Annotated in this window: 18 protein-coding genes and 1 pseudogene; 12 read left to right on the top strand and 7 right to left on the bottom strand. The window is 38.7% G+C overall.

Annotated elements, in window-relative coordinates; all coding sequences use genetic code 11:
* Nucleotides 1-59 precede the first annotated feature (59 nt).
* Both ACG59Z_RS13120 and alaS read right to left on the bottom strand, forming a co-directional pair.
* The gene (locus ACG59Z_RS13120; protein ID WP_263613279.1) at nucleotides 60-1,340 is read right to left on the bottom strand and encodes an aspartate kinase; all 1,281 of its coding nucleotides are present in this window, start codon (nucleotides 1,338-1,340) and stop codon (nucleotides 60-62) included.
* 65 nt (nucleotides 1,341-1,405) lie between these two features.
* Complete coding sequence (alaS, locus tag ACG59Z_RS13115; RefSeq protein WP_400199795.1) at nucleotides 1,406-4,042, bottom strand: alanine--tRNA ligase; 2,637 nt, start codon at nucleotides 4,040-4,042, stop codon at nucleotides 1,406-1,408.
* Between the two features lie 269 nt (nucleotides 4,043-4,311).
* On the opposite strand from alaS, the gene gap reads away from it, so the two are divergent.
* The 5 genes from gap to ACG59Z_RS13090 all read left to right on the top strand — a co-directional run bounded on the left by gap (nucleotide 4,312) and on the right by ACG59Z_RS13090 (nucleotide 9,537).
* Entirely contained in the window at nucleotides 4,312-5,331 is a 1,020-nt protein-coding gene (gene gap / locus ACG59Z_RS13110) for a type I glyceraldehyde-3-phosphate dehydrogenase (protein WP_400199762.1), read from the top strand.
* A 311-nt stretch (nucleotides 5,332-5,642) separates the two neighbouring features.
* Entirely contained in the window at nucleotides 5,643-6,809 is a 1,167-nt protein-coding gene (locus ACG59Z_RS13105) for an ATP phosphoribosyltransferase regulatory subunit (protein ID WP_400199761.1), read from the top strand.
* 64 nt (nucleotides 6,810-6,873) lie between these two features.
* Nucleotides 6,874-8,193, top strand: a complete 1,320-nt coding sequence (locus tag ACG59Z_RS13100; RefSeq protein WP_400199760.1) for an adenylosuccinate synthase — start codon at nucleotides 6,874-6,876, stop codon at nucleotides 8,191-8,193.
* A 126-nt stretch (nucleotides 8,194-8,319) separates the two neighbouring features.
* Nucleotides 8,320-8,637 (top strand): hypothetical protein, encoded by a 318-nt coding sequence (locus ACG59Z_RS13095; RefSeq protein WP_263613281.1) that lies wholly within the window; start codon nucleotides 8,320-8,322, stop codon nucleotides 8,635-8,637.
* 117 nt (nucleotides 8,638-8,754) lie between these two features.
* Nucleotides 8,755-9,537, top strand: a complete 783-nt coding sequence (locus ACG59Z_RS13090) for a M48 family metallopeptidase (RefSeq protein WP_263613282.1) — start codon at nucleotides 8,755-8,757, stop codon at nucleotides 9,535-9,537.
* A 57-nt stretch (nucleotides 9,538-9,594) separates the two neighbouring features.
* Here the strand turns inward: ACG59Z_RS13090 and ACG59Z_RS13085 are convergent, their stop codons facing one another.
* Nucleotides 9,595-10,644, bottom strand: a complete 1,050-nt coding sequence (locus ACG59Z_RS13085) for an NADP(H)-dependent aldo-keto reductase (RefSeq protein WP_400199759.1) — start codon at nucleotides 10,642-10,644, stop codon at nucleotides 9,595-9,597.
* Between the two features lie 160 nt (nucleotides 10,645-10,804).
* Nucleotides 10,805-11,512 carry a cAMP-activated global transcriptional regulator CRP gene (crp, locus tag ACG59Z_RS13080; RefSeq protein WP_000203217.1) on the bottom strand — a complete coding sequence of 236 codons (708 nt, stop codon included), beginning with the start codon at nucleotides 11,510-11,512 and terminating at the stop codon, nucleotides 10,805-10,807.
* Nucleotides 11,513-11,776: 264 nt separating this feature from the next.
* Here crp and ACG59Z_RS13075 point away from each other — a divergent pair.
* From ACG59Z_RS13075 to ACG59Z_RS13065, 3 genes and pseudogenes are all read left to right on the top strand, one after another.
* A pseudogene (locus ACG59Z_RS13075) lies at nucleotides 11,777-11,857 on the top strand (hypothetical protein); the annotation flags it as partial.
* 94 nt (nucleotides 11,858-11,951) lie between these two features.
* Nucleotides 11,952-12,374 carry an OsmC family protein gene (locus ACG59Z_RS13070; RefSeq protein ID WP_001195082.1) on the top strand — a complete coding sequence of 141 codons (423 nt, stop codon included), beginning with the start codon at nucleotides 11,952-11,954 and terminating at the stop codon, nucleotides 12,372-12,374.
* Between the two features lie 90 nt (nucleotides 12,375-12,464).
* A complete protein-coding gene (locus ACG59Z_RS13065; RefSeq protein WP_400199758.1) occupies nucleotides 12,465-12,893 on the top strand; it encodes a GNAT family N-acetyltransferase in 429 nt (142 codons plus the stop codon).
* Here ACG59Z_RS13065 and ACG59Z_RS13060 read toward each other — a convergent pair.
* Complete coding sequence (locus ACG59Z_RS13060) at nucleotides 12,887-13,696, bottom strand: peptidoglycan DD-metalloendopeptidase family protein (RefSeq protein ID WP_396464054.1); 810 nt, start codon at nucleotides 13,694-13,696, stop codon at nucleotides 12,887-12,889. The two genes, ACG59Z_RS13065 and ACG59Z_RS13060, sit on opposite strands and share 7 nt — an antisense overlap.
* Nucleotides 13,697-14,041: 345 nt before the next feature.
* On the opposite strand from ACG59Z_RS13060, the gene ACG59Z_RS13055 reads away from it, so the two are divergent.
* Both ACG59Z_RS13055 and clpB read left to right on the top strand, forming a co-directional pair.
* Nucleotides 14,042-17,950, top strand: a complete 3,909-nt coding sequence (locus ACG59Z_RS13055; RefSeq protein WP_400199757.1) for a Dyp-type peroxidase — start codon at nucleotides 14,042-14,044, stop codon at nucleotides 17,948-17,950.
* 322 nt (nucleotides 17,951-18,272) lie between these two features.
* On the top strand, nucleotides 18,273-20,852 hold the full coding sequence (clpB, locus tag ACG59Z_RS13050) for an ATP-dependent chaperone ClpB (RefSeq protein WP_400199756.1): 2,580 nt from the start codon (nucleotides 18,273-18,275) through the stop codon (nucleotides 20,850-20,852).
* A gap of 55 nt (nucleotides 20,853-20,907) precedes the next feature.
* Here the strand turns inward: clpB and ACG59Z_RS13045 are convergent, their stop codons facing one another.
* A complete protein-coding gene (locus ACG59Z_RS13045; protein ID WP_396522643.1) occupies nucleotides 20,908-21,396 on the bottom strand; it encodes a CinA family protein in 489 nt (162 codons plus the stop codon).
* 268 nt (nucleotides 21,397-21,664) lie between these two features.
* Between ACG59Z_RS13045 and ACG59Z_RS13040 the strand changes: the two genes are divergently transcribed.
* A complete protein-coding gene (locus ACG59Z_RS13040) occupies nucleotides 21,665-22,081 on the top strand; it encodes a hypothetical protein (RefSeq protein ID WP_263613289.1) in 417 nt (138 codons plus the stop codon).
* A gap of 24 nt (nucleotides 22,082-22,105) precedes the next feature.
* Here ACG59Z_RS13040 and rlmKL read toward each other — a convergent pair whose 3' ends face one another.
* Nucleotides 22,106-24,310 carry a bifunctional 23S rRNA (guanine(2069)-N(7))-methyltransferase RlmK/23S rRNA (guanine(2445)-N(2))-methyltransferase RlmL gene (rlmKL, locus tag ACG59Z_RS13035; protein WP_400199755.1) on the bottom strand — a complete coding sequence of 735 codons (2,205 nt, stop codon included), beginning with the start codon at nucleotides 24,308-24,310 and terminating at the stop codon, nucleotides 22,106-22,108.
* A gap of 229 nt (nucleotides 24,311-24,539) precedes the next feature.
* On the opposite strand from rlmKL, the gene ACG59Z_RS13030 reads away from it, so the two are divergent.
* On the top strand, nucleotides 24,540-24,884 hold the full coding sequence (locus tag ACG59Z_RS13030) for a hypothetical protein (RefSeq protein ID WP_400199754.1): 345 nt from the start codon (nucleotides 24,540-24,542) through the stop codon (nucleotides 24,882-24,884).
* Nucleotides 24,885-24,897: the final 13 nt, after the last annotated feature.

The following is a 24,897-nucleotide window of genomic DNA, read 5'->3' as shown; positions in this document are numbered from 1 at the left end:
CTTTGATTATTGTCGGACAAGTAAACAGTTTTGAATGAATTCTTGACCGTTTGGTAAAATTAAGCGCGGGCGCTGCTTTCACCGTGTTCGCGATCTAAACCAAAAGCGGTGTGTAGACAACGAACTGCAAGTTCTAGATATTTCTCATCAATAATGACAGAAACCTTAATTTCAGAAGTTGAAATCATAAGGATGTTGATGCCTTCATCTGCAAGGGCAGTGAACATCTTACTTGCGACACCAGCATGTGAGCGCATACCCACACCAACAATTGAAACTTTTACGATATCGTCACGTGTTGAAACTTCGCGTGCACCAATATTTTTGGCAGTCTCATTTAAGATTTTTTCAGCTTTCGCTAAATCAACACGGTTTACTGTGAAAGTAAAATCTGTTGTGCCATCTTCTTCAACATTTTGAACTATCATGTCCACTTCAATGTTGGCATCACTTACTGGTGATAAAATTTTAGAAGCAATACCTGGTTCATCAGGTACACCTAAAATCGTTAATTTTGCTTCGTCACGGTTAAAAGCAATACCTGCAATGATTGGCTGTTCCATATTGTCTTCTGCCTCAGTAGTAATGAGTGTACCTACATTTTCTTTAAATTCGTCGTCAAATGCGCCGTCTTCATCATTATCAAAGCTTGATAATACACGTAAAGGAACTTGATATTTTCCGGCAAATTCTACTGAGCGAATTTGTAAAACTTTTGAACCTAATGATGCCATTTCTAGCATTTCTTCAAAAGAAATACGATCAATTTTCTTCGCTTTAGGAGCAACACGAGGGTCTGTAGTGTAAACACCATCAACGTCAGTATAGATTTGGCATTCATCTGCTTTCAGCGCAGCTGCAATGGCAACACCAGAAGTATCTGAACCACCACGTCCTAGAGTTGTTGTGTTTCCATTGGCATCAAAGCCTTGGAAGCCTGCAACCACAATAACACGGCCTGCATCTAGGTCATTGGTCATGACATCTGTGTCAATCGACTCAATACGCGCCTTGGTAAATGCACTGTCAGTTTTAATACCGACTTGACGTCCGGTATAGGATTTAGCTTCCACACCAATCGAATTAAGTGCCATAGCTAACATGGAAATCGTCACCTGTTCACCGGTTGAAACCATTTGGTCTAACTCGCGTGGGTCAGGTGTTTCGGTAATGGCTTTAGCGAGGGCAAGTAAGCGGTTTGTTTCACCACTCATTGCAGATACGACCACAACAACCTTGTGACCGTGATCATGCCAACGCTTCACACGACGAGCAACATTTAAAATGCGCTCGGGGGTACCCATAGAAGTACCGCCATATTTTTGAACGATTAATGCCATAGTTGTTCCATATAAGCCATGACCCTGAGAGGCTTTTCAGGGTCAGTTACACAAAAAGTGAAGTCTTATTTTTGTTCAAGCCAAGCAGGCAATGCTGCAATAACTTGTCCAAACTTCTCGTTAAGTGGCGCGCCACCTTGTGCTAAGTCAGGTTTACCACCACCTTTACCACCTAACTCAGTTGCTAGATGTTTGATGATGTCACCTGCTTTTAGATTTGCAGTGTATTGCGACGCGACTGATGCAAGCAGGCTGACTTTGTCACCCTCTACACCTGCTAACACAATCACTGCGTTCTCTAATTTTGATTTCACACTGTCATGTAAGTTGCGAAGCGCTTTGGCATCAACACCTTGAACAGTGGTAATAAGCGTTTGACGACCAGCAATGGTTTGTACTTGGTCAATCAAGTCAGCCGCTTGGAAGTTTGCCAATTTTTGGTTGAGCTGTTCAATCTGCTTTTGTAGTGCAGAAACCAATTCTACATTGGCTTGTACACGCTCAACTGTTTGGTCTTTCTGTGCTTTTAGTAAGCTATTAATGTGCTGAATATCATTATCAGCTTTTTGTACCACTTCTAACGCTTTAGTACCAGTTACTGCTTCAATACGACGTACACCAGCAGCTACGCCACCTTCAGAAGTGATTTTGAATAAACCAATATCACCTGTACGTTTTACGTGAATACCACCACAAAGTTCGATTGAGAAGTTTTTCTCATCAATGACTGAACCCATAGAAAGTACACGTACTTCATCACCATATTTTTCACCGAACAACATCATTGCGCCTTTTGCTTTCGCAGCTTCAATGTCGAGAAGTTCAGTCGTCACTGGAGTATTGGCAATAACTTCAGCATTTACGAGACGTTCAACTTGTTGTAATTGTTCAAATGAAACAGGTTGGTCATTTGCAAAGTCAAAACGTAAAATGTCGCTTGCAACTAAAGAACCTTTTTGTTGTACATGTGAACCTAAGATTTGACGAAGGGCAGCATGTAGCAAGTGAGTTGCTGAGTGGTTGCGCGCAGTAGCTTCACGAATGTCTGCTTTAACAATCGCTTCTACATTTTGATTTGCTTTGAGGTTACCAACGGTCACAATACCTTGATGAACAAAGGCACCGCCAGACTTTTGGGTGTCTTGAACTTCAAAAATACCAGTTTCGTTTTTGAAGATACCTGTATCACCAATCTGACCACCACTTTCAGCATAGAAAGGAGTTTGATTTAGAACGATAAGCGCTTCGTCGCCTTCAGAAACTTCATCAACTTGTACGCCATCTTTATAGATCGCTACAATTTCGCCTTGACCAGTTGTGTTGATATAACCGTCGAACTGAGTTTCACCTTCGACTTTTACAATGTTGTTATAGTCAACTGCAAACTTACCAGCGTCACGCGCACGTTGACGTTGTGCAGCCATTTCAACTTCAAAGCCAGCTTCATCAATAATAAAGCCACGTTCACGTGCAATATCCGCAGTTAAGTCTGTTGGGAAGCCATAAGTGTCGTAAAGTTTAAATACAGTCGCACCAGGAATAGTTTTGTCTTTTAACTGAGCAAGTTCACCTTCAAGTAGTTTTAAACCTTGCTCAAGTGTTTTAGCAAACTGTTCTTCTTCACGAATTAAAGTTGCTTCAATCACGTCTTTACGCGCTGCAAGTTCTGGGTAGGCATCACCCATAACTTCGATTAAAGGTTGCAACATTTTGTAGAAGAACGTACCAGTTGCGCCAAGTTTATTACCATGACGCACAGCACGACGGATAATACGGCGAAGTACATAGCCACGGCCTTCATTGCTTGGGTTTACACCATCAGCAATCAAGAAACAGCAAGAACGTGCATGGTCTGCAACAACACGTAAAGAAGGCTGACCTTCGTCTTCAATACCAATAATGTTTGCAGCAGCTTTTAATAAGTGTTGGAACAGGTCAATGTCATAGTTTGAATTAACATGTTGCAATACAGCAGAAATACGCTCTAAGCCCATACCTGTATCAACAGATGGAGCTGGAAGAGGATGAAGCACGCCATCAGCAGTACGATTGAACTGCATGAAAACGTTGTTCCAGATTTCAATGAAACGGTCGCCATCTTCTTCAGGAGAACCAGGTAAGCCACCCCAAATGTGGTCACCGTGGTCAAAGAAAATTTCAGAACATGGACCACATGGACCTGTATCACCCATTGCCCAGAAGTTATCTGAAGCGTATTTTTCGCCTTTGTTATCACCAATACGGATAATACGTTCTGGTGCTAAACCAATTTCTTTATTCCAGATGTCATACGCTTCGTCATCAGTATGATAAACCGTTACATATAAGCGATCTTTTGGTAAAGCAAGCCATTGTTCGCTGGTTAAAAATTCCCAAGCAAACTTAAGCGCATCACGTTTGAAATAGTCACCAAATGAGAAGTTACCTAACATTTCAAAGAATGTATGGTGACGAGCTGTATAGCCGACGTTATCTAAATCGTTATGTTTACCGCCTGCACGTACACATTTTTGTGATGTTGTGGCACGTACATAGTCACGTTTCTCAAGACCTAAAAAACAGTCTTTAAACTGGTTCATCCCAGCATTTGTAAATAATAAAGTTGGGTCGTTGGCAGGAACAAGAGAACTCGACGCGACACGTGTATGCCCTTGCGTTTCAAAGTAGCGCAAAAATGCTTCACGAATTTCAGCAGATGTCATTAAACGAGTACTCACAACCAAGTCACTCCATATTTTCGAATTTGGCTAAAAGCATCACCACAAGTTTGTTTGTTCACAAATCTTGCATGTGATACGGGGCTTATTTTTAAAAAACGCTAAATTGTAACGGAAAAACCCCACCGAACCAACGATTTTAGAGGGAATATCTTACAAAACTGTGATTTGGCTAAAAATCTATATTCAATTAGCCTTGACGTGTTTTACTATATGCCTTCTTTCGTTTCTGGTTTTGTAGATAAGGATAGGTCATGCAACGTATCGCCATTAATGGGTTTGGCCGGATTGGACGTAATGTTTTACGTGCCTGGTTTGAGAGCCCGAAACAATTTCATTTTGAAATCGTGGCGATTAACGATATAGCAGATGTACAGACACTGGTGCATTTATTTAAATATGATTCAACTCATGGTCGTTTTAATGGCAAAGTTGACATAGCTATTGAAAATGAAAAGATTTATTTAAATATTCAATCTAACCAAAGAAATTTGAAAGTTGAAGTTCTTCAGCAAAAACAACCAGAACTTTTACCGTGGGCAAGCTTGCAAATTGATGTTGTACTCGAATGTACAGGCTTGTTCCGTTCTCATGCTGATGCGACACGTCATTTAGAAGCAGGGGCGAAGCGGGTCATTATTGGGGCTGCACCTTTTGACCATGTCGATGCTGCAATTGTCTATGGTGTTAACCATGCCGATGTAAAAGCGACTGATCAAATCATATCTAGTGTGTCATGTACTACGCAGGCTTTGGTGCCATTGGTAAAAATTATTGATGATGCATTTGGTATTGAAACTGCGCTCATGACCGAAATTCATGCAGTAACGGCAGATCAGTCTGTGCTTGATCATGCGCATCGTGATTTACGTCGTGCTAGAGCTTCTGGACAAAATATTATTCCCACTACATCTAGTGCACTCGGTGCATTAAAGCGTGTAATGCCGAAAATGGAAGACCGTATTGATGGCTACTCAATTCGAGTTCCTACCATTAATGTGGCTGCAATTGATTTAACGTTTATCACACAATCTCCAATTACTGTTCATCATATTAATGAATTGTTAATCAAAGCTTCTCAAACAGATTATGCGGAAATTATGGCAGTGACTGATGAACCACTAGTTTCAAGTGATTTTAATCATTCACCTTATTCACTTATTGTTGATTTAACCCAAACCATGGTTGTTGGACATCAAGCTAAAGTATTTGCTTGGTACGATAATGAATGGGGCTATGCAAATCGATTATTAGATTTGTGTGATTCTTTCTAAATTTAAAATAACTTAAGAAAGCTATTCAACCATTAAGGTTGGTTAGTTGGAAAAAAGACGATAGTTCAGATATTAGCCCTTTCTTTAGTCGAAGAACTTTAGTGTGTAACTAAATTGAATAAGGGTAAGGCATTGAATACTATTGTTTATTCTTATTATCTTCTTTTTGACTTTAGAGTTTATTAAGAAAGATTTATGCAAATTGTCAGGTGCATGGCACAAAGTATCATGCTACACTAAGAGAAATCGGGTGTGTTCCCGATTTTTTTATGTGGGGTCGTTCCACGTTGATCAGATTTTAGGCTTGAAATATGACCATTTCAGAGACATGGTTGCTGCCTGACGGGGTAGCAGATGTATTGCCGGAACAGGCGCAAGTCATTGAAAAACTTCGTCGTGAAGCTATAGATTTCCTCTCAGTAAGAGGTTATCAACTGGTATATACACCATTTATCGAATACATCGAATCGTTGTCTTCATTATCAGAATCAAATCAAGACCTGGATTTAGTAACTTTTAAGGTGATTGACCAGCTTTCAGGCCGTTTACTCGGTATCCGTGCTGATATGACACCTCAAGTTGCACGTATTGATGCACATGTAAGACCTGTTGAAGGGGTTGCACGTTACTGTTATGCAGGGACTGTATTACATACAAAACCACAAAATTTCAATGCGACTCGCGCACCTTTACAATTAGGTGCAGAGCTATATGGCCACGATAGTATTGAAGCTGATGTTGAAATGGTCGATGTAATGCTTGGGCTCATTGAAAATGCTTATACATTGCAAGGCGCACATTTAGACTTAGGACATGTAGGGCTATTTCGCAGCTTAGTCAAATATGCTGGCCTTTCTAAAAATGAAGAGCATGAGTTATCTGATCTTTATCAAAGAAAAGCATTACCTGAGTTGGCTGAATTTACTCAAAATTTAAATATGGGTTCAGACTTCTATGCACTTGGTCGCTATGCAAGTGATTTAGAAGCATTACAAACTCATTTAAGTACAGATATTTTAAAAGATGTTGAATTTGATGCTGCATTAAATGCACTCAAAACTACACTTGAACAAATTAAAAACCGTTGGCTAGCACTTAATGTTGGAATTGACGTTGTCGAACTTCGCAGTTACCACTATCACACTGGTTTGATGTATGCAGTTTATGCACCGAACCGTGCTGCACCTTTAGCGCAAGGTGGCCGTTATGATGGTATTGGTGAACACTTTGGTCGTGCACGTCCTGCTACTGGTTTCAGTTGTGATTTATATGCCTTAGGGGCAAATCAGTTTGCTGAAATTGAAACTGTAGTGGCACCAAAAGGTACTGATGCAGATTTGCTTAAAGCAATTGCAAATGCACGTTCACAAGGCTTACGTGTAGTTCAATTGTTAGGTAATGATAATTTAGGTTCTATTCCTTATGCGACACATCAGCTTGTATCGCAAAACGGTCAATGGAATATTGAAAAGATTTAAACGCCAGCGGTAAGTTTTTTACTGATGGTTTCCAATTTTAACAGCATGATGTAATGAGGCTATTATGGGCAAAAATGTTGTGGTACTTGGTACCCAATGGGGCGACGAAGGTAAAGGTAAAATCGTCGACCTGCTCACAGATCAAGCGGCTGCGGTAGTACGTTATCAAGGCGGACATAACGCAGGTCATACTCTTGTCGTAGGTGGTAAAAAGACTGTATTGCACCTCATTCCATCAGGCATTTTACGTGAAAACGTATTGTGCTTAATTGGCAATGGCGTGGTGCTTTCACCAGCAGCATTAATTGAAGAAATGGGAATTTTGGAAGCTGAAGGTGTTCCAGTTAAAGAACGTCTACGCATTTCTCCAAACTGTCCACTTATTTTGCCTAACCACATTGCTCTTGATCAGGCTCGTGAGAAGAAACGTGGTAACGCTAAAATCGGTACTACAGGTCGTGGTATTGGCCCTGCGTACGAAGACAAAGTAGCTCGCCGTGCAGTGCGTGTTGCTGACCTTGTTCGTGGTGGTACAGCGTTAGAAGAAAAACTCCAAGAAATGCTTGAGTTACATAACTTCCAGTTAACTCAGTTCTACGGTGTAGAAGCAGTTAAATTTGAAGACGTATTGGCTCTTTGCAACGAATGGCGCGAAGTGCTTGCTCCATTAGTGATTGACGTGACTAAAGTGTTACATGACTACCGCAAAGAAGGTAAGCCTGTAATGTTTGAAGGCGCTCAAGGCTCACTTTTAGACATCGACCACGGTACTTATCCGTATGTGACTAGCTCAAATACAACTGCTGGTGGCGTAAGCTCTGGTTCTGGTATGGGTCCTTTACATCTTGATTATGTATTAGGTATTACTAAAGCTTATACAACACGTGTAGGGGCTGGTCCGTTCCCAACTGAATTAGTTTACGATGCAGCAAGTGATTCTGGTGACCCAATTGGTAAACACTTGGGTACTGTAGGTCACGAATTTGGTGCTTCTACTGGTCGTCAACGTCGTTGTGGTTGGTTTGATGCCGAAATCTTACGTCGTTCTGTAGACGTTAACTCACTTTCAGGTATTTGCTTAACTAAACTTGACGTTCTAGACGGTTTAGAAGAAGTAAAAATCTGTGTAGGTTATGAAAATACTGATTCAGGTTGTGTAGGTTCTTCTGATGCGGTTTCTTTTGAATGCTTGAAACCAATTTATGAAACTATGCCAGGTTGGAGCGAGTCAACTGTTGGTTTGACTAGCATTGACCAATTACCTGCAAATGCGTTGGCTTATGTGAAACGTATTGAACAATTAATCGAATGTCCGATTGATATCGTTTCAACTGGTCCAGACCGTGCTGAAACAATTGTTTTACGTCATCCATTCTCTGCTTAATTTGCAAAGATAATAAAAGCCTCCTGAAAAGGGGGCTTTTTTTATATCCGACTAAAGTGCAGTTTCGGTTTTGTCTAATTCAGATTAAAACAGAAATAAAAGTTATGTCATGGATGATGAACTAAAATGAAATTACAACCAACAATTTCAAAAACCATTTTTTATTCTTTTTTATTTGCGATCGGTGGTTCGCCAACGTTGGCTATGTTAGTCATTTATGGTCAAAATTATAATCCTGACTTCTTTATGACAGCATTCATGAGCCTTTCTGTTCTGATAGCTTGTATCTTGATTCCGGTTGTTCTTATACAAAACAGTTATCTATTATGGAAAAGAACAAGCCCCTCTCTTGAAGAGAAAGTTAAGCCTTTAAGCCATGTCTATCTTGTCTTAAATATAATATGTTTACTGTTCTGGATTTATTTGATGACTTTATCTGCTTGATCGTTACATAAATACTATGATCGTGAAGAAATGAGAGATTCAAAGCTTGTGTGCTATTTCTTATAATAAGTGCAAAAGAATAAACAGTTTTTTTAACGATTTAGGTGAACCATGTTAATGAATAAAAAACTTTTTTTAAGCTTATGTGCTGCTGGTGTCGTAACAATTTCAGGTTGCGCAACAATGGCGGACATGGCAGGTGCAGATACAGCAACCTTAAATGCTCAATCTGCACAAGGTTTTACTAAAATGGTGCAGGAAGCACGTGCTAAAGGGACTTTAGATACAAGTTCAAGTACCTATAGCCGTATTAATTCTGTTTTCAACCGTTTAAAACCTTATGCTGACCAAGTAAATCAAACAGGGCAGCCATTTAGCTGGCAGTTAGCTGTACTGAAATCAGATACTGTTAACGCGTACGTTGCACCAGGTGGCAAGGTCGTGTTTTACACAGGTATTGTGAATAAGCTGAATTTAACAGATGCTGAAATTGCAGCTGTTATGGGCCACGAGATGACACATGCCTTGGAAGAGCATGCTAAAAGTAAAATTGGTGCTCAGGCTTTAACTGATTTAGCATTAAATATTGGCTTAAGCTATGCAGGTGGCGGTAACGTTAACCAATTAGGAGCGGCTGCTGCACAATTGGGTTCGCAAGTAGGGGTGGGCTTACCATATTCACGTAGTTTAGAGAGCCGTGCTGACCAAGGTGGCTTAATGCTAATGGCACGTGCGGGTTATAATCCAAATGCTGCTATTACTCTCTGGGAAAAAATGAACAAACTTGAAGGTGCAGGTGGTTCATCTTTCTTGTCTACTCACCCATCTAACGCTCAACGTATTAATGACATGCGTAAAAACTTACCTGCAGCATTAGCTATTTATAATGGCCGTAGATAAGTTTTAAAACTTTAAAGTGAATATAAAAACGGATGCTCAAGCATCCGTTTTTTGTTTTTAAGGGGCAGGATTAGGTTGTTGTATATGAATGGCTTCAATACCTTGTAAAATTTCTGGTGAAAGCTCGATTTCAAAAGCCTGAATATTTTCTTTGAGCTGATCTAAGTTGGTCGCACCAATAATTGTGCTTGTTACAAAGAATTGCTGTTTAATAAAGGCTAGAGCCAATTGAGTCAGACTTAAACCATGTTTTTCAGCGAGCTGTGCATATTGTTCAGTTGCCCATTCACTTTGTGGATTACTGTAGCGGCTAAAGCGTGGAAATAGAGTAACGCGAGCATTCGCAGGTCGTGCTCCATTTCTGAACTTGCCAGTTAAATAACCAAAAGCAAGAGGAGAGTACGCAAGTAAACCTACTCCTTCGTATTTGGCAATCTCAGACATGCCTATTTCATAAGTACGATTAAGCAGGCTATATGGGTTTTGCACACTTACAAACTTACTCACACCTAAGTTTTCAGCGAGTTGTAGAAACTTCATGGTGCCCCAAGGAGTCTCGTTCGATAAACCGATATAACGAATACGACCTCGATTAATCTCTTTTTGTAGAGCAAATAAAGTTTCTTCTAAGGGGGTAGTTTCATAATCATTGTGTGCTTGCTGGTTGCCATAAGCGAGCGTTCCAAAGAAGTTGGTGTGACGTTCTGGCCAGTGCAGTTGATAAAGATCGATATAGTCTGTTTGGAGACGTTTAAGTGAACCATCAATCGCTTGTGAGATATGGTCACTATTGAACTTGGTATGGCCTTCTCGAATATGGGTTCCACCAAAGCCAGGACCTGCAATTTTTGAAGCAAGGAATACTTTGTCGCGCTGACCATGTTGTGCAAACCAATTGCCTAAAATGGTTTCAGTCGCGCCGTATGTTTCTGGTTTAGGAGGTACGGAATACATCTCTGCCGTATCCCAAAAATATAAACCGTGTTCTAAAGCGTAATTGAGTTGTTCGAATGCTTCTTGTTGAGTGTTTTGCTCACCAAATGTCATGGTACCTAAGCAAATTTCTGGAAGGTTAATGCCAGTGTGACCAAGTGGTTTAAATTGCATACTGCGAAATCCTTGAGAAATTTTAAGTTAGCCTAACGGAAAATATGTATTCAACTTAAATCATAAAAACAGAATAGTTTGTAAGCTTTGTGTATTAACTCATTGTTGCATATAAAAAAAGCAAACCGAAGTTTGCTTTTTATTAAATAATTACGTGTAATTATTCTTCGTCATCATAGTCTTCATCAGTGACTGGGGTTTCTTCTAACGAAGTATCAAAAATAAGAATAGCCTTACCATCTGTTTGGATCATACCTTGATCTTCTAAGGTCTTTAATACACGGCCAACCATTTCTCGTGAACACCCGACAATACGTCCGATTTCTTGACGGGTAATACGAATTTGACGACCATTCGGCAAGATCATTGCTTCTGGTTGCGAAGATAAGTCGATTAAGCAACGTGCAATACGACCAGACACATCAATGAATGCAAGGTCAGTCATTTTACGAGTTGTATTTTTTAAACGACGAACAAGTTGCGCGAAAACGGCATAGCTGAGATCTGGATACTGTTTGCTGAGTTCATGGAAGTTGTCATATGAAATTTCTGCAATTTCACAGACATCACGGGTACGAACTTCAGCTGTACGTTGAGGGTTCGGTTCGAAAAGCCCCATTTCCCCAAAGAAGTCACCAGGATTCAAATATGCCACAACAATTTCACGCTCATCATCTTCACGTAAAATAATTGAAACTGAGCCTTTTAAAATTAAGTATAAAGATTTTGACTCTGTTCCGGCATCAACAATTGTGGTTCGTTTTGGATATCTGTTGATGTGAGCACGCTTTAACAATGCTTTAACGGATTCAGGTAGTTGCCCCGGAGATAAAGCATCTGTGCTGAGTTGTGAAAAATTTGAAGTCATGCTTGATATGTTCCGAATAGGGTAAACAATTCACACAAGCTCGAGATGAGCTATTACACAGAAGAGATGAAATTCCTTATCAACTCATTTTATGTTAGTGTACAAAACAAGGGCCTGTTGACATTTCACAGATGGTTGCGACATAAGACGATTTTTCTAGACGTTACGAAGCAAGAACTATGGAATTTAGTCATACTAAATAAATAGAGCTTAACAACGAAACGCACAAAAAATCTGGTCTTGCGCTGCACCTCAGATGCTTAAATCGCACCTCAGATTTTGGCTGAAATTTAACAAACTTTATTACAAAACTGGACAAAGGATTGCCCTTGTCTGTGTTTTGCGTTTTTATTTGGATTAATTTTTAGCTATTACGCAATCCATAGATGAAATGTCAACAGACCCTGCTTAAATTTATAATTTTTTTTGGGTAGTTGCAATGCAAACAAGTGTACATTGGCTAGAGAATGTTGCTTTTGAAGCGAAATCAGAGAGCGGTCATAGTGTAGTGATGGATGGCTCACCTGAGTATGGTGGTGAAAACCGTGGACCACGTCCTATGGAATTGATATTAATGGGACTTGGTGGGTGTGCTTCGTTTGATATTGTGACTATTTTAAAGAAATCTCGTCAAGATGTGACGAATGTCGTATGTCAGCTTAAAGCTGAGCGAGCAGATGCGATTCCAGCCGTTTTCACCAAAATCCATTTGCACTTTGTAGTAACAGGCAAAGCTGTAAAAGAAAAACAGGTTGCAAAAGCAGTAGAGCTATCAGCTGAAAAATATTGTTCTGCAAGTAAAATGCTTTCTGATGGTGGCGTAGAAATTACTCACGATTTTGAGATTATTGAAGCTGCATAATTTCATGTGAATACCTGAAAAAGAAAAGCTAACATTCATGTTGGCTTTTTTTATGATAAGAATAATTCAAAAAATATAAGGAGAATTTGGGTGAATATCCGTTTAGCTCAATGGGAAGATACTGAGACTATATGCCACTTACTGAAACAAATGGGATATTCGCAGCCTTTAAAAGTAGTTCAGGAACAATTTCAAAGATTAAGTAAAGACTCGAATGCAATTACATTGGTAGCAACTGACAATCTAAATGTGTATGGCGTTTTATCGCTTTATTTTATTCCACAAATTGCTTTAAAAGGGGACTTTGCCAAAATCTGTTATCTGTGTGTGGATGAGAATATGCGCAGTAAAGGAGTGGGGCATTTGCTTGTGCAAGAAGCAGAGCGGTTAGCAAGGCAACGTGGTTGTGATCGGATGGAACTGCATTCTGGAATGCAAAGGCCTTTGGCGCATCAGTTTTACCTAAAAGAAGGGTATGTAGAGGCACCAAAGTACTTTCGTAAACCGTTAAATTATTGAGCTCGGTTTAAAAAAAGCTGAGGATCTACCCGAGCATTGTTAAGACTCATACCCCAATGTAAATGAGGGCCCGTTACACGGCCTGTTTTGCCCACTAAACCTAAAGTTTCTCCTTGGCGGATATGTTGTCCCTTTTCTACTTTTATCGCGCTTAAATGGCAAAACATGCTAATTAAGCCTTGGCCATGATCAATTAATACAGTTTGTCCATTAAAGAAATAATTTCCTGTTTGAACAACTACGCCGTCTGCTGGAGCAATTACTTTTTGACCTACAGGCGCTGGGATATCTAGACCTGAGTGAGGCGCACGTTCTTCCCCATTAAAGAAACGTTTTCTTCCAAACGAGTTGGTAAATTTTCCTGAAGTTGGGCGTATAAATTTGGGTAAGCTTTGCCATGAACTTGATGTAAAAGAACTATAAATATCATTTTGTTCTTTCGCTTCTTGAGCATAACGATCTAATTGACTTTGGTTGGGGTTTACGTAGTCTTGATTCGTGACTTTAATTCGTTGCTCAGCATAAGGATAAGACTTAACTTCTATTGGAATAGGAGCTTTATTGGTATTGAGCTGAACACTGCCAAGTGGGGTAGATAACGGAATACCAACTACAGCATAACGTTGATGGCCTTCCTGACTAATTAAAACCGGTTTCTGTTGAAAAGTAACCTGAGTAATATCGGCAGTTAATGGAATGACTGCAATTCCACCGGGTCTTCTTGAGTCTTGAGGAAGCTCGGCAAAACAGTAAAAAGGTATTGATGTAAAAAGCAAAGTAGAAATAAGTTTTTTTATCAACATAGCGACAATAATTTTCTAAAAGAATACTATAAATTATATCAGTAAGCTTTACTTAAAAGTTGTTTTAATTTTTTTTAATGATTTTATTTTAATTTTATTTATTATTTTATATTAATAATTGATGGCTTATTTTATGTGATTATATTTATTTTGTTTGTATTTTTCTTTTTTATATTTTAAATTATCTAAACTTAAATTTATATTAGGGTTTTTATTAATTCTTACTGTTTTTGTTTGATTTTAAATTTCTTGTTATTTTAAATTTTATTATGAATAATGCTTCTGTAATTAAATTTATAATCATAATTTTAATTATTATATAAAAATTTTAAAGGAACTAATATAATGTTAAATATATCTTATGAAGATCGTTTTACTGAAATATGGAAATATATGCAACGTGGGTTGGTTTATCCTTCACCCCATGCCATTTTTAGTACAGTTTGGCTAAATAAAGAAATTACGCGGGAAAGAATACGACAATTAATGATAGCTGTGCGTCAAGAGGTCAATAAGAATCCAGCACTTTCTAGTAAAAATACAACTTTGGCAATTGGTGTTTCTTTTGATAATTGGGATCTAATTTGTGAAAAAGATAAGTTGTCACGACCAAAGGGAATGCAATTACATTATCCTGAAGAAAAAAATCCAAATGTCTCAGAAGTTTTCTCTGATTCTAATGGGAGTTTTAAAAATTCGGATGGCGACATTTGGTTGCATGTAAAAAGCGATGATGCCGATGCGTGTACAGTATTACAGACATATATTGAGCATTTTTTAGCTTCAGATATTAAAGAAATATTTAGTCAAGTTACTGCTTCACAATCTAAAACAGGTCGCAATGGTAAGGTTTTAGGGTGTCGTTTTTCTGAAAATTTAAATAATCCATCTGATCCAATTTCACTTGCAAAACATACTTTAATTGGTGCAGAAGATATTGATCATTTTGGTGGCTCATACGTTCTATCTCAAAGATTTTTAATTAATTGGGATCAAATCAACATGATGTCAGAAGATCAAATTGAAGATTTGATTGGGCGTAAAACTGACGACACAATTATTCCAGACCGTGATAGCCGTTCGCACATTAAAGCTTCTCGTGTACAAAATGAAAATGGAAATACCACGCCTATTCTGCGTCTAGGTTTACCGTTTGGCCGTGCTGAATCAAATTCAAGTTTTAGAGTGCCAAAATCGGTAACTAAAGCCGATGAAGCAGGAATTTATTTTGCTGGATTTGCAAAAACTGCTGCCATTTTAGAAGAAGTTATGGCAAGTCAGATTGGAGCAATAGAAGGCTTTATGAATGACCGTCTATTCAATAGCCTTCATTCAGATTTGGGAGGAATATTTTATATTCCAAGTTTAAAGGATTTAGCATTAGATGATACACCAGAATATTTAAATGATTTTAGTCGACTAGATAAAGATAACTGGAATTTTTTCCCAGGTATGGATTGGAATCGATTTGATCGCCATTATACGAATAGTTCCGATAATGGTTTGATGTACTACAATCATAGTAATTATCTTTTTAATATGGCAACTGGGCTAAATCCCCATAGTGAATTTTTTAAACCACCTTCTAATCGTATTTTAAGTTTACTTGAAAATACATTTTCTTTATGGCAAGACAACTGGTATTTCAACCGGAAACAAGAAGAAATTGAACAAGGGGTAGATTATTATATTGATGAGTTCGATATCAGTGATAAGCCTGAAAATATTATGGGTTTATCTATTATGCTGCGCAAAGGTTGGGCTATCCGATTAAGTTTGCAGTTATTCTCATCAGAAAACTATGGTTTTCGCGGACGGAAAATTTTATTAAAAAATGGTGAAATGATTCCATATTCAACTGGGCGTGAATGTGAAGGTAAAGTCATTTATGGATCGGACACTTATCGCATTATGCCAGATGAAATTATTGTGGGGGCTATGCCAAATCTGACCTTGGGCGAAGGTCGTTATGTCATGAAGTATTTGTCTGAAGAAGAGCGTCTTCAGGGCTTTTTGCGTAACTTGAGTGAAGCATCGGGTGTTGGACATGTTATTCCAAATTATAAAAAGGCACTAGATTTAGGTTTAGCTGGTCTACAACAAGAAATTGCTAAACATGCAAGCAATGCGCAGACTCCAGAGAAAAAAGACTTCTATGAAGCTTCGAGATTAGCACTAACTGGTATTTCTGAATATTTCTTAAATTACTCAAAGCTTGCATTTAAAGTCGCAGATCAGATGCAAAAAGGACAAGAGTTCGAAAGAGATAATTTAATTGCGATTGGTCATCGAATGGAAAAGTTATCGAAAGATAAACCGGACACATTTATTGAAGCAGTTCAATTTATTTTCACATTGCATAGTTGTTTGCATTTAAATGGTGAGCCAACAGCATTTGGACGTATGGATCAGCTGTTGCAACCGTTCCTTGATAAAGATGCGATTCCGCCTGAAGAAGCACAGGAAATTATCGATGCCTTCTATATTAAGTTAGACGAAAAAGTACAACAGAACCGTATGTTTATGGAAGACCATCAACCTTTTGGTAATCTCGCAATGGGTGGTAGTTCGGGACCTTATCCTCAAGGTGCATCTTTGGGCCAATGGATTCAACAGATTACAGTTGGTGGTACAGTCGCTGATGGTGAAGAAGACTTTTCTAAAACCAAACCAGCTTATAATGAGGTCACAAAATTATTCATTCGTGCGTCAGGCCGTTTACCGTTAAATGCACCGTGTTTGTCTTTAAGAACTCGCAAAGATATTCCTGAAGAAATTTTAGAAGTGGCTGCGCATGCAATTTTATCTGGCGGTGCCCATCCAATTTTATTAAATGATGAAAAACTCATTCCTAGTCTTCATCAAAGTGGAGATGGCGTAGGGGGAGATGCGTTCTCTAATTTGCCAAATTGGAATTCTAAAGTCGATATTCGTTCAGCTCAAAATTATGCTTGTGATGGTTGTTATGAACCTCAGTTCCCTGGTGAAAACTGGTTTTCATTAGGTGGTTTCTCGACATTACAGCCTTTGGAATGTGCATTAAATCAGGGTAGAACAATTTCAAGTGCTGGGCAAAGCTATCTGTTTGGGCAAACTGTTTCACTAAATACGAAACCTGCCGATCAGATAGATAGTTTTGAAGAACTATTAGATCTATATAAGCAACATTTTGAATTGCTCAATCGCAAGGCATTTAATGGGCAAATTCTGGGTTATGGTGCCAATACAGATATTTGTCCATCTCCAATTCTAAATGTTTTGATGGATGATTGTTTGGCTAAAGGTCAGGATTTTTATAGTGGTGGGGCTAAATATAATATTTATGGACCGTGTTATATCTCGCTCAGTAATACCATTAATTCACTATATGCGATTAAGGCAATGGTTTTTGATCCATTAACTGCAGTAACTACATTACCTGAACTCTTAGAGTGCTTGTGTTGTGACTGGGGTTATAAAATGACTGAGCCATTTATTAGTAATTTAGCTGGGCATGCTCGTATTGCTGCACAAGCTGATCGCTATAAGCGTTTACGAGAGATTGCTTTGGCACAACCGCGTTATGGACGAGGAAATTCTGAAGTCGATAAATTAGGCGATCAGATTGTTCAAATGATTGCTGAAATTTCAGTCGAAACATTTAGAAAACCATGGCCACAATTTGCGCAAAGTCTTAAAGGCTTAGCTGAACGTTATGGTTCAGAAGAGCATCCTTTTGGTATTCAGATTCAACCCGGTGTGGGAACTTTTGAAAATCACGTGGAGATGGGGGCATGGAATGGGGCGAGCGCTGATGGTCGTCGTTTAGGTACAACAGTAGCATCAGATTTAAGTCCATCACCAAGTCCAGCAGATTTGGTTGTTGATCATCAAGTGGCTGAATTTAGCCGTGCTTTAAAAGGTTTTGACGGTACGGGTACAAATTTAATGGCCGATGGTGCACCTACAGACTTTAATATTCGTGAAGACTTTGGCGTTAAAGATTTAATCAAGATATTGAGACAATTCAGCCAAGGTGGTTCATCTAATATTTTAACGATCACGGTCGCTAACCCAGAAACATTTACTCAAGCGGTAACATCACCTGAGCAATATAATTTATTAAGAGTACGTACCGGTGGTTGGTCAAACTTCTTTACGTCGGTATTCCCTATCATTCAGGAACAGCATCAGCGTCGTCCAATCTCGACGCCAGATATTCCAAAAGAAAAAACAGAGCAAGCTAAGTGTCCGTTCCATCAATGGCATAATTGATTAGCCATTTTATAAGGCAGTCTCTCAAGTGAGGGACTGCCTTCAATATTTTTAAATTTAACTATGCTAACTATTAAATATATTACGGCTTTAAAATTGCCATTTATGATAAAAATTCAGATGAAATATCAGGTTTTTGTTTTCTCTTAAAAATTATACAAAATATACTTGAAATAGATCACTCATAAACCCATATTATAATGGAGTTTTACTTATTGTTATTTTTATAACATTATGAAAAATATATAAAAATTTATTTGAAATCCGAAAAAGTGTTCCCATCTATTAGACAAGTACAAATTTGTTGTGAGGAATAACAAGAATGCGATTTGAAAAATTTACGAACCGCTTGCAGCAAGCCCTCTCAGATGCTCAATCCTTAGCGATGGGTAAAGACCATACAGCTATAGCAGGTATTCATATTTTGAGTACTTTATTGGAAGAGCCGTCCAATATTAGTTTGTTGCAACAAGCAGGTGCACGGTTACCTGAACTTAAACAAAAGCTAGAGCAGGCTTTAAAAGATGCTCCGACTATTGCTAACCCGACGGGCGATGTCAATTTAAACCCAGAAGCAGTTAAAGCACTCAACTTGGCAGATCGATACGCGCAAAAAGCTGGCGATGAGTTTTTGTCAACTGACTGGGTTTTATTAGGCTTGGCAGAAACTGGCGAAACAAAAAATATTTTAAGTGCCGTAGGTGTAACTCCCGACAGCTTACACAAAGTAATTGAACATATTCGAGGTAGTGACAAAGTCATGAGTAATAATCACGAAGACCAACGTGACTCACTTAATAAATATACGATTGATTTAACTGAGCGGGCTTTATCTGGAAAACTTGATCCGGTTATTGGGCGTGATGATGAGATTCGTCGTACCATTCAAGTCTTGTCACGTCGTACAAAAAACAACCCTGTACTCATTGGTGAGCCAGGTGTTGGTAAAACCGCTATTGTTGAAGGTTTAGCACAACGTATTGTGAATGGTGAAGTGCCAGAGGGTTTAAAAAATAAACGTGTTTTATCCCTAGACCTAGGCTCATTACTTGCTGGTGCGAAGTATCGTGGTGAGTTTGAAGAACGCTTAAAAGCAGTTTTAAAAGATTTGGCAAAACACGAAGGCGAAATCATCCTGTTTATTGATGAGCTACATACGCTTGTAGGCGCAGGTAAAGGCGATGGCGCGATGGATGCAGGGAACATGTTGAAACCTGCATTGGCTCGAGGTGAGTTACGCTGTGTGGGTGCGACTACTTTAGACGAATACCGCCAATACATTGAAAAAGATGCAGCTTTAGAGCGTCGTTTCCAAAAAGTATTGGTTGATGAGCCAAGTGTAGAAGATACCATTGCGATTTTACGTGGTCTAAAAGAGAAATATGCGACTCACCATGGTGTGCAAATTTTAGACTCAGCGATTATTGCTGCGGCGAAAATGTCTCATCGCTATATTACAGACCGTCAATTACCAGATAAGGCAATTGATTTGATCGATGAAGCAGCTTCTCGTATCAAAATGGAGATTGACTCTAAACCTGAAGCACTTGATAAGCTTGACCGCCGTTTAATCCAGCTAAAAATGCAATTAGAAGCGGTGAAAAAAGATGAAGATGCAGGCAGTAAAGCCGAAGTTACTCATCTTGAAAAACAGATCGCTGAAGTTCAGAAAGAATATAACGATCTCGAAGAAGTATGGAAATCTGAAAAAACTTTGGTCGAAGGTACCAAACAGGCTCAGGTTGAACTTGATAAAGCGCGTATTGCTTTTGAAAAAGCTCAGCGTGAAGGTGATTTGGCTGAAGCAGCACGTTTGCAATATGGTGTAATTCCAGAGCTTCAAAAACAACTTGAGCAAGACGAAGTTGCTGAAGAAAACGAAGAGCCAAAACTCATTCGTACTAAAGTGACTGAAAACGAAATTGCTGAAGTTGTGAGTGCTGCAACGGGTATTCCAGTCGCTAAAATGATGCAAGGTGAGCGTGAAAAACTCCTTCATATGGAAGAGTTTTTACATGACCGTGTTGTTGGGCAAGATGAAGCTGTTGTTGCGGTATCGAATGCAGTTCGTCGTTCACGTGCAGGTTTATCTGACCCGAATCGTCCTAGTGGATCATTCTTGTTCTTAGGTCCAACAGGTGTAGGTAAAACTGAGTTAACTAAGGCTTTAGCTAACTTCTTGTTTGATAGTGATGATGCCATGATTCGTATCGACATGAGTGAATTCATGGAAAAACACTCTGTTAGCCGTTTAGTTGGTGCGCCTCCAGGGTATGTTGGTTATGAAGAAGGTGGTGTTTTAACCGAAGCTGTTCGCCGTAAACCATATAGTGTGGTGTTGTTTGATGAGGTCGAAAAAGCGCATCCAGATGTATTCAATATCTTGCTACAAGTGTTGGATGACGGACGCTTAACAGACTCACAAGGTCGAGTAGTGGACTTTAAAAACACTGTTATTGTGATGACATCGAACTTGGGTTCACAAGATGTACGTGAGCTTGGCGAAGGTGCAACTGATGATGAAGTGCGTACAGTCGTGATGAATGCGGTAAGTCAGCATTTCCGTCCGGAATTTATTAACCGGATTGATGAGCTTGTGATTTTCCATTCACTCAAAAAAGCACAGATTCGTGGTATTGCAGATATTCAATTAGATCGTTTACGTTCACGTCTTGTTGATCGTGATATGAGCTTAACTGTAGATGACAGCGCATTTGACTTATTGATTGATGCTGGTTTCGATCCTGTATACGGAGCACGTCCATTAAAACGTGCAATTCAACAACAGGTTGAAAACACATTAGCTCAAAAAATCTTGTCAGGTGAGTTCGTTGCAGGCGATACCATTTTAGTTAAAGGTGATCATGGTCACTTGGTCTTTGATAAAATGAAACTCAGCTAAGTTTTTCTGCTAAAACCGAAAAGAGAATATGGAAACATATTCTCTTTTTTTATATTTAAATTTTAGGCTGATTTGAAGATACAAGCGTAATAATTGAGTTGGCTACTTTTTGCGTGAGTGTTTTAAGTTTTTGTTCGGCATGACCTGATAAAAAATAAGGATAATGATAAATACGCCCTTGGTAAGAAATGCAGATAAAAAAGGTACCTACAGGTTTTTCAGTAGTTTCACTACCACCATGTTTGAGTAAACCTGTACAACTTACAATAATATCGGCTTGTTGAAATAGGGTTTGACCCAGCTTACACATTTCTTCTGTAACCTGTGGTGATTCTGCCGTGTACATATCGATTAACTTTGGGTCCACTTTTAAAATACTAATTTTAATGCTGGGGTCATAACTGACCAAACCGCCCAGTAAAATATCAGCACCACTATTTTTATGAATCGAAAACTGGCTGGTTAAGTAGCCCGAGCTAGCACTTTCAATAAATGCGACTTTAAGTTGGAGATCTTCTAGTAATTGGCAGCACTGCTGAAGCATTATTTCACCTCACATGGTGTGTATTTATAAATAAAATCAAATACAAATAAATTATAAAATCACAGTAAGTGATTTAGGAGAATGGTTCAAGTCTGAGATAACAATCTATAAAACAACTTGAATATTCACAAAAAGCCTGTGAAGAGTTTCAGGTTTTAAAATGATCAATGCTAATTATCGGGAAGTTTCTTTATAACATTGCGACAAGGTTAAAAAGTTGCTAGTTTGATTCGATATAACGAACAATAACAATTTTAGGAAGTAGCTAATGAATAATAAACAAGGGTATATGCTGGGAATTTTGAGTGGTGTATTTGTATCGTTATCAAATACATGGGCAGCACAACCAATGACGGAAAGTGCGCTTTCAACCCAAACAGGAGCGGTCACTACATCTTTACCCGTCATTATTGCTAAAGCTCAAGATGATGCCAAGAAACCTGAAACAGAACAGCATCAAGCTCGTAAAGAATTAGGAGATAATTATTTACAAGAAGTTCGCTGGAACTCATTAAGATCGAGTGTGTTATCACCTTATCAAGAACAAAAACAAAATCAGGTGATAGATATTAAAGAAAAGAAAAAATTAGAAATGGTTGCACTACCAGATCGAGCGGACCGTTTTACACGTTATGAGTTTGAACCGAAAAATGTACATGGCGAAGTTATCATTACCGTAAAGTAATGATAACTTCCCGCCAAATTTATATTAATTCAATCCTAAATGCTGAATTTTCCATGCGCGGTGGATTTTTTGATTACGTTTAAAATCAAGTCCGATCGTTTCAGACGTAATTTCTTCAACGTCGTATAGCGCTTCAATCTCTTCATCCATCTCAAAGCCACGGTAGTTATTTGAGAAGTAAAGCGTACCTTCACTTGTTAAACGGTTCATTGCACGTTTAATAAGAGAAACATGGTCGCGTTGTACGTCGAAAGTACCGTAGAACTTTTTAGAGTTAGAGAAAGTAGGTGGGTCAATAAAGATAAGGTCGTATTGTTCGTGACCTTCTTTTAGCCACTCAAAACAGTCACTTGCAAAGAACATGTGTTGTTCATCTGCATGATCTACAGTTAAACCATTTAAAACGAAGTTTTCTTTAGACCAGCTCAAGTACGTGTTCGATAAGTCGACACTTGTAGTACTTGCAGCACCGCCTAAAGCTGCATGTAAGCTAGCTGTAGAGGTATAACTATATAAGTTCAGGAAGTGTTTACCACGAGCTTCTTGAGCAATACGTAAACGCATTTGACGGTGGTCAAGGAATAAACCTGTATCAAGATAGTCAGTTAGGTTTACTAAAATTTTAGCTTTACCTTCTTGAACGATAAAACGTTTTGAAGCCGTACTTTGTTTCGTATATTGATTGGAACCTGTTTGACGAGCACGCGTTTTAATAAAAATAGCGTCGCGGTTTAAACCGGTAACAGCACGAATTACAGCAAGCGCTAAATTAAAACGTTTTTTTGCTTTTTCAGGATCGATAGTTTTTGGTGGCGCATATTCCTGAACATGTAAGCGATCGCCATATAAATCTACAGCGACATTAAAGTCAGGTAAGTCGGCATCATATAAACGTAAGCAATAAATATTTTCTTTAGTAGCCCATTTTTTCAAGGCAGTCATATTTTTTTGCAAACGGTTAGCAAAGTCTTGAGCTTCTTCCATTTCAACAGGTTGAGCTTGCCAAGTTGCTAAGAATGGCTGTGTTACTTTTTCTGGTTTGATTGCACCGAAACGAATGTAAATTGGTAACTTACCATTCATTAAACGTAAAGTTTCAGGCGCTTCAAAAGCTAAAACATCTGCTTGTTCAATTTGAGCTGCAATAATGGCTGCATATTGATTTGGGAAATGTTTTTGTAAAAGTGCAGATAGACCTAAATATAGAGAGCGGTTTGATGCTTTATCACCTAAACGTTCACCATATGGAGGGTTAGTCACAATAAAAGCTGTTTTCTTTTCAGCAGCAAAATCTGGCCAGTCAGCTAAAGTACGTTCTTCAATTTGGATTTGGCCTAGTAATTTTTCAAAGCCCGCCGCAATAATATTTTCGCGTGTTGCTTTTACAGCTTCCCAGTCCGCATCAAACGCATAAAACTTAGGTAGTGGCTGCTCAAGGGCTTTTTCATGACGCTCTGCTGCTTCAGCTTTGAGCGAAAGCCAAAGTTCACGGTCATGACCATGCCAGCCATTAAAGCCAAAACGGCGAACAAGACCAGGTGCGCGATCAGTTAAAATCATTAATGCTTCAATGATAAAAGTACCTGAACCACACATTGGGTCGAAGATAAGCTCTGGATTACGTTCTTTGAGCTTGGCTTTTTGTAAAATTGCTGCAGCAAGGTTTTCTTTAATCGGTGCATCCGTCATATAACGACGGTAGCCGCGTTTATGTAATGAGTCACCAGATAAATCTAGGCAGTAAGTATGTTCAGTCTTACCTGCAAGCACATATAACGTAATTTCTGGCTGTTTAGTATCAATACTTGGACGACGGCCTACAGCTTCCATAAAGGAATCAACCACACCATCTTTTGCTCTAAGCGTTGCAAATTGGGTATTAACTTTAATTTCACGCTCTGCATGTAAGCGAATAGCGAAGGTACTTTGTGGTGCAAAAATAAGTGACCAGTCAAAGCTCATTGCACCTTCGTAAAGCTCTTCTGCTACATCACGTGCATCATGAGTATGTTCAAGTTCATAAGTATGAATTGGAAGTAAAACACGAGAAGCGAGACGTGACCACATGCAAATGCGATAAGCATGCTCAAGCGTTCCTTCAATGATTAAACGTCCAGCTTTACGTTCTGTCACTTTGGTGCCAAGCTGTTCTATTTCTTCTTGTAAGAGGGTTTCTAAACCATCAGCACAAGTAATCCAATAGTGGTTTAAACGTAAAGAGGTATTCATAAACTCGATTGACCAAAACATATAAATATTAACGATGCAAAGTTTAACTTATTTTGATGTGTAAAGGTTTTTAAATTATTGCAACCTATCACTTGGCAACCAATAAACTGATATTTAAAGCTTAAAAAACAAAAACTGGTATGTATTTTGCTAAATCCCTATGAGTAAAACTTATTTAATAAATGGTTTTTAACCAATTTTATGATTTAAAAAGCATAGGGGAATATAAATGAAAGATATGATGGGGAATGGTTTTGTAACCAATGCAGAAGCTTTTTCAGTGTCCACACAAATATATGTACGTATGCGTAGGGTCACGGGGCGGGTCATAGATGCGTTGTATGTGGTCCAAAATAGAGATTATGCAAAGTATGTAATGGCGCTAGCCTTGGAAACAGATGACGATGAATTAAAACGCTATGTTGAGCGATTAAATTCATTGACTGACTCAATACCAGAGCTTCCTAAAAAACAAATCACTGCCAATGTTCAAGTGAGCGAAGAAACAGAAATCACGGCTGAAGACATTTATCGGGCACAAGTTCCACATCATTATATTGGTGCTTTAAGGTAATCTTGGCATGGCC

The organism is Acinetobacter sp. ABJ_C1_1, assembly GCF_044684115.1.
Lineage (GTDB): Bacteria > Pseudomonadota > Gammaproteobacteria > Pseudomonadales > Moraxellaceae > Acinetobacter > Acinetobacter nosocomialis_A.
This window is presented reverse-complemented; position numbering and strand designations above follow the sequence as displayed.